Here is a 4,736-nt window from a genome sequence, read left to right as displayed (position 1 = left end):
TCATGGTTGATCTCCTGGCTTGCCCTTGAGCAGCGATTCGGGGTGGCGCTCCAGATAGTCGGAGAGCGCGTTCAGCGACTGCAGCGTGCGCGTGAGCTCCTTCAGCGCGCCGCGCACGTCGGTTTGCAGCGGCGAATCCTGCTGCAGCGTCGCTTCGGCGGTCGAGAAGGTCTGCTTCGCGGCCGACAGCGTGTCGCGCGCTTCCGGCGCGACCTGCGTGTCGAGCTGCTTGAACAGCTTGTCGGCGTTCGACAGCGCGCTGTTCAGGTTCGCGCCGATCTGGTCGAACGGCACCTTGTCGAGCTTCTTCGCGATGTCGGCGACCTGCAGCTGCAGCTCGTCGAGCGTGTTCGGCACGGTCGGCAGCTCGAGCGGCTGGCGTGCCGTGTCGATCGTCACGGTCGGAGCCTTCGGGAAGAAGTCGAGCGCGACGTACAGCTGGCTCGTCAGCAGGTTGCCGGTGCGCAGCTGGCCGCGCAGCCCGTGCCGGACGAGCCGCTCGACGATCTCGCGACGGGCCGGTTCGCCCTTGCTCTCGATCGTCTCGCGGAAGCGGCGGCCGAGGCGCTCCGGATAGATGTTCATCGTCACCGGCATCAGGAAGTTCTTCGTCTTCGGATCGAAGTCGATGCCGATATTGGTGACTTCGCCGAGCACGATGCCGCGGAAGTCGACCGGCGCGCCGACGGCGAGCCCGCGCAGCGACTGGTTGAAGTTCATCACGACCGGCAGCGGCAGGCCGTCCGGATCGCGCATCGCGTCGGCTTCGTCGTAGCCGAGCCGGAACGTCGTGTTGTTCGGTGCGGTCTTGCCGGAGTCCTGGTTCGGCGGTGTCTGGAATGCGATGCCGCCGAGGATCACGGTGGCGAGCGACTGCGTGTTCAGCTTCAGGCCGCTCGAATCGAGCCGCAGGTCGACGCCGCTCGCCTGCCACCAGCGCGAGTTCTCGCCGACGTACTGGTCGTACGGCGCGTTGACGAACACGTGGAACGTGACGCCCGTGCCGTCCCTGTCGAGCGAGAAGCCGACCACCTGGCCGACCTGCACGCGCCGGTAGTAGACCGGCGAGCCGATGTCGACCGAGCCGAGCGAACCGCCGCGCAGCACGTATTGCGTGCCCTTCTGGTCGCCGGTGACGGCCGGCGGCGTTTCGAAACCCGTGAAGTCGGTCAGGGTATCCTGCGAGCGCCCGGCATCGACGCCGATGTACGCGCCGGACAGCAGCGTGCCGAGCCCCGACACGCCGGTCGCGCCGATGCGCGGCCGCACGATCCAGAAGCGCGAGTCCTTGACCGCAAAGTCCTCGGCTTCCTTCTTCAGTTGCACCTGGACGAGCACGCGCGACAGGTCCTTCGACAGTTTGATCGTCTTGACCATGCCGATCTCGACGTCCTTGTACTTGACCTGGGTCTTGCCGGGCTCGAGCCCTTCGGCGCTGTGGAAGCTGATCGTGATTTCCGGGCCGCGCTCGCGCACGGACTTGATCACGAGGCCGATGCCGATCAGCGCGGCGATCAGCGGCACGAGCCAGACGAGCGACGGCAGCCAGCCGCTTTTCGTCGAGATCGTCGGATCGGGCGGCCGGGGCGCGTCGTGCTGCGGGCCTTGTGGACTATTCATGGTGATTCCCTGAGGTTTCGACTGGATCCCAGATCAGGCGGGGATCGAACTGCATCGACGCGAGCATGGTCAGGATCACGACCGAACCGAACGCGAGCGCGCCGGGGCCGGCCGTGATGATGGCGAGCGAACGAAAATGGACGAGCGCGACGGTCAGCGTCACGACGAAGATGTCGAGCATCGACCAGCGGCCGATGCGCTCGACGATCCGGAACAGGCGCGTGCGCTGCAGCGGCCGCCACGCGGTGCGGCGCTGCGCGCTGATCACGAGGATCAGCAGCACGCCGAGCTTGAGCATCGGCACGAGGATGCTCGCGACGAACACGACGACGGCGAGCGGCCAGTCTCCCGAGATCCAGAAATAGATGACGCCGCTCATGATCGTGTCTTCCTGCGAGCCGACGATCGACGCCGTGCGCATGATCGGCAGCAGGTTCGCGGGAATGTACAGGATCGCGGCCGCGAGCAGCAGCGCCCACGTGCGCATCAGGCTGTTCGGCGTACGGAAATGGAGCGCGCTGCCGCAGCGTGCGCAGTGTGCGTGCGGATGGTCGAGCGTCTGCACGAGGCCGCACACATGGCAGCTGGCGTAGCCCTCGCGGGCGGCGGTCGGGATCGTCATCGGCGGGCGGCTTCCGGCAGCGGGGCGGCATCGTCGGGCTGCCCGGGCGCGCGCCCGGCACGCAGGTCGTCGGCGATGTCCCACAGCGTGCGCGGATCGAACATCAGCACGACGGCGATCATCAGCGTGAGCGCGGCGAACGCGAACAGCGCGGCTTCGGGAACGACTCTTGCGAGACTCACCATCTTCACGATCGTGACGAGGATCCCGAGCATGAACACCTCGATCATCCCCCACGGCCGCACGAGCTCGATCGCGCGCAGCACCAGGTTGAAGCCGGGCGGCACGACGCCGCGGCGGATCGGCAGCAGCAGGTACAGCAGCGCGGCCATCTCGACGAGCGGGAACAGCACGGTCGAGCAGAACACCATCACGCCGACGATCGCCATGTCCTGGTGCCACAGCGAATCGATCGCACCGATCAGCGTGGTCTGCACGCGGTTGCCGTTCACGTCCATTTCGAGGATCGGGAACGCCTGCGCGATCGTGAACGTGATCAGCGCCGCGAGCGCGAGCGCGCAGATCCGCTCGATCTGCGCGGCGCTGTTGCGATAGAGCAGGGCATCGCAGCGCGGACAGCGCGCGGATTCACGTCCGCTCAGGCGCGGTTTGTGCAACAGTGCGTCGCACTCGTGACAGGCAATCAGGTCGTTTCGTTGCATGGAAAAGGCAGTTGTGCGACGGCTGGGGAGACGCGTCGACGGGGCCGGAACCCGCGCCAATCTTACCAAAAGGCCTTTTTCGGCGTGTCAACGATCGTGTGTTCGGTGACTGATCGGTAACATGACGGGAAACCGTCAGCCGGCTGGCGCGCCTGTCTTCAGAGTCCGCGCGCGTCAAAAGGTTGCGGTAGCATGGCGCCCTTGACAAGCGTCGGACCAATTGCCGGCGCGGCCGTTCGCTGAACTGAGGAATCCAAGATGGCATCGAAATCGCTGCCGGCCACGCCGGTACGCTATACGCAAACTGCGATCGCGCTGCACTGGCTGATCGCGCTGCTGATTGTCTGCGCGTTCGCGCTGGGCTGGGTGATGACCGACATCCCGGGCTTCACGCCGACCAAGCTGAAGTACTTTTCGTGGCACAAGTGGATCGGCGTGACCGTATTCGCGCTGGCCGCCGTGCGCGTGCTGTGGCGTGCAACTCACGTGCCGCCGGCGCTGCCGGGCGATACGCCGGCGTGGCAGCGTGCGGCGTCGCACGGCGTGCACATCCTGCTGTACGTGCTGATGATCGTGATTCCGGTGACGGGCTACCTGTACAGCTCGGCGTCGAACATCCCGGTCGTCTACCTTGGCATCGTGCCGCTGCCGCGGCTGATCGACCCCGATCCGGTGCTGAAGGAAACCTTCAAGACGCTTCACGTGTCCTTGAATTACATTCTGCTTGCGCTCGTCTCGCTGCACGTGCTTGCGGCGCTCAAGCACCAGTTGTTGGACCGCGACGGCCTGCTGTCGCGGATGCTTCCCTTTGCCAAATGAAGGATCCCATGAAAGTGTCTTTCTCCCGCTCCATGCTGACCGCCTTCGCCGCGGTGTCACTTGTCGCGTCGGGCGCGGCGCTCGCCGATGTCGATCTCGCGAAGAGCAAGGTGTCTGCCGTGTCGAAGCAGATGAACGTGCCGACCGAAGGCGCGTTCAAGAAATTTTCCGCGCAGCTGAAGTTCGATCCCGCGAAAGCCGCGCAGGGCAGCGCCCAGATGACGATCGACGTCGCGAGCTATGACCTCGGCGACAAGATGTACAACGAACAGGTCGCCGGCAAGGACTGGTTCGACGCGAAGGCGTATCCGCAGGCGACGTTCGTGTCGTCGGCGATCGCGCCGGCGGGCGGCAACAAGTACAACGTGACCGGCAAGCTGACGATCAAGGGCAAGTCCGAGAACGTCACGGTGCCCGTCACGGTCACGCAAAGCGGCGCGACGCAGACGTTCGACGGCGTGCTGCCGATCAAGCGTTCGGCCTTCAACGTCGGCACCGGCGAGTGGAAGGACACGTCGATCGTCGCGGACGAAGTGCAGATCAAGTTCCATCTCGTCGCCACCAAGTAAGCGGCGGGCTGTCGCCTCACCTGAATGCCGCGCGAGGGCGCGGCGCCGTTCCAAGGAGAAAGAGTTTGAAAAAGCAACTGATCATCGCCGCGGGCGCGCTGGCAGCGTCGCTGTCGTTCTCGGCGTTTGCCGATAGCGCAACGTACCAGTTCGACCCGAGCCACACGTACCCGAGCTTCGAGGCCGACCACTTCGGCGGCCTGTCGGTCTGGCGCGGCAAGTTCGACAAGTCGAGCGGCACCGTGACGCTCGACCGCGCGGCGAAGACGGGTACGGTCGACGTGACGACCGACATCGCGTCGATCCACACCGGCAGCGCGAAGCTCGACGAGCATCTGCAGACGGCCGAGTTCTTCGACGTGTCCAAGTTCCCGCAGGCGAACTACAAGGGCACGATCAAGTTCGACGGCGACAAGCCGGTGTCGGTGGTCGGCAACCTGACGA

At 65.5% G+C, this 4,736-nt stretch carries 6 protein-coding genes; 3 read left to right on the top strand and 3 right to left on the bottom strand.

Translation table 11 applies throughout. The annotated features are described in order from the left end of the window. The 3 genes from JYJ84_RS28705 to JYJ84_RS28695 are packed head-to-tail and all read right to left on the bottom strand — an operon-like array spanning window position 1 to window position 2,904. Window positions 1-1,620 (bottom strand): intermembrane transport protein PqiB, encoded by a 1,620-nt coding sequence (locus JYJ84_RS28705; protein WP_175222367.1) that lies wholly within the window; start codon window positions 1,618-1,620, stop codon window positions 1-3. Then, window positions 1,613-2,242, bottom strand: a complete 630-nt coding sequence (locus tag JYJ84_RS28700) for a paraquat-inducible protein A (RefSeq protein WP_043191145.1) — start codon at window positions 2,240-2,242, stop codon at window positions 1,613-1,615. Before JYJ84_RS28700 ends, JYJ84_RS28705 begins: the two co-directional genes overlap by 8 nt. Beyond that, the gene (locus tag JYJ84_RS28695; RefSeq protein WP_043191143.1) at window positions 2,239-2,904 is read right to left on the bottom strand and encodes a paraquat-inducible protein A; all 666 of its coding nucleotides are present in this window, start codon (window positions 2,902-2,904) and stop codon (window positions 2,239-2,241) included. Before JYJ84_RS28695 ends, JYJ84_RS28700 begins: the two co-directional genes overlap by 4 nt. A gap of 258 nt (window positions 2,905-3,162) precedes the next feature. Here JYJ84_RS28695 and JYJ84_RS28690 point away from each other — a divergent pair, with 258 nt between their 5' ends. The 3 genes from JYJ84_RS28690 to JYJ84_RS28680 all read left to right on the top strand — a co-directional run. After that, entirely contained in the window at window positions 3,163-3,723 is a 561-nt protein-coding gene (locus tag JYJ84_RS28690; RefSeq protein ID WP_122944509.1) for a cytochrome b, read from the top strand. Between the two features lie 8 nt (window positions 3,724-3,731). Beyond that, entirely contained in the window at window positions 3,732-4,292 is a 561-nt protein-coding gene (locus tag JYJ84_RS28685) for a YceI family protein (RefSeq protein WP_175222366.1), read from the top strand. A 65-nt stretch (window positions 4,293-4,357) separates the two neighbouring features. After that, a partial coding sequence (locus JYJ84_RS28680) for a YceI family protein (protein ID WP_205186045.1) occupies window positions 4,358-4,736 on the top strand: 379 nt, incomplete at its 3' end.

This window comes from Burkholderia sp. LMG 13014 (assembly GCF_905232215.1).
Classification (GTDB): domain Bacteria; phylum Pseudomonadota; class Gammaproteobacteria; order Burkholderiales; family Burkholderiaceae; genus Burkholderia.
This window is presented reverse-complemented; position numbering and strand designations above follow the sequence as displayed.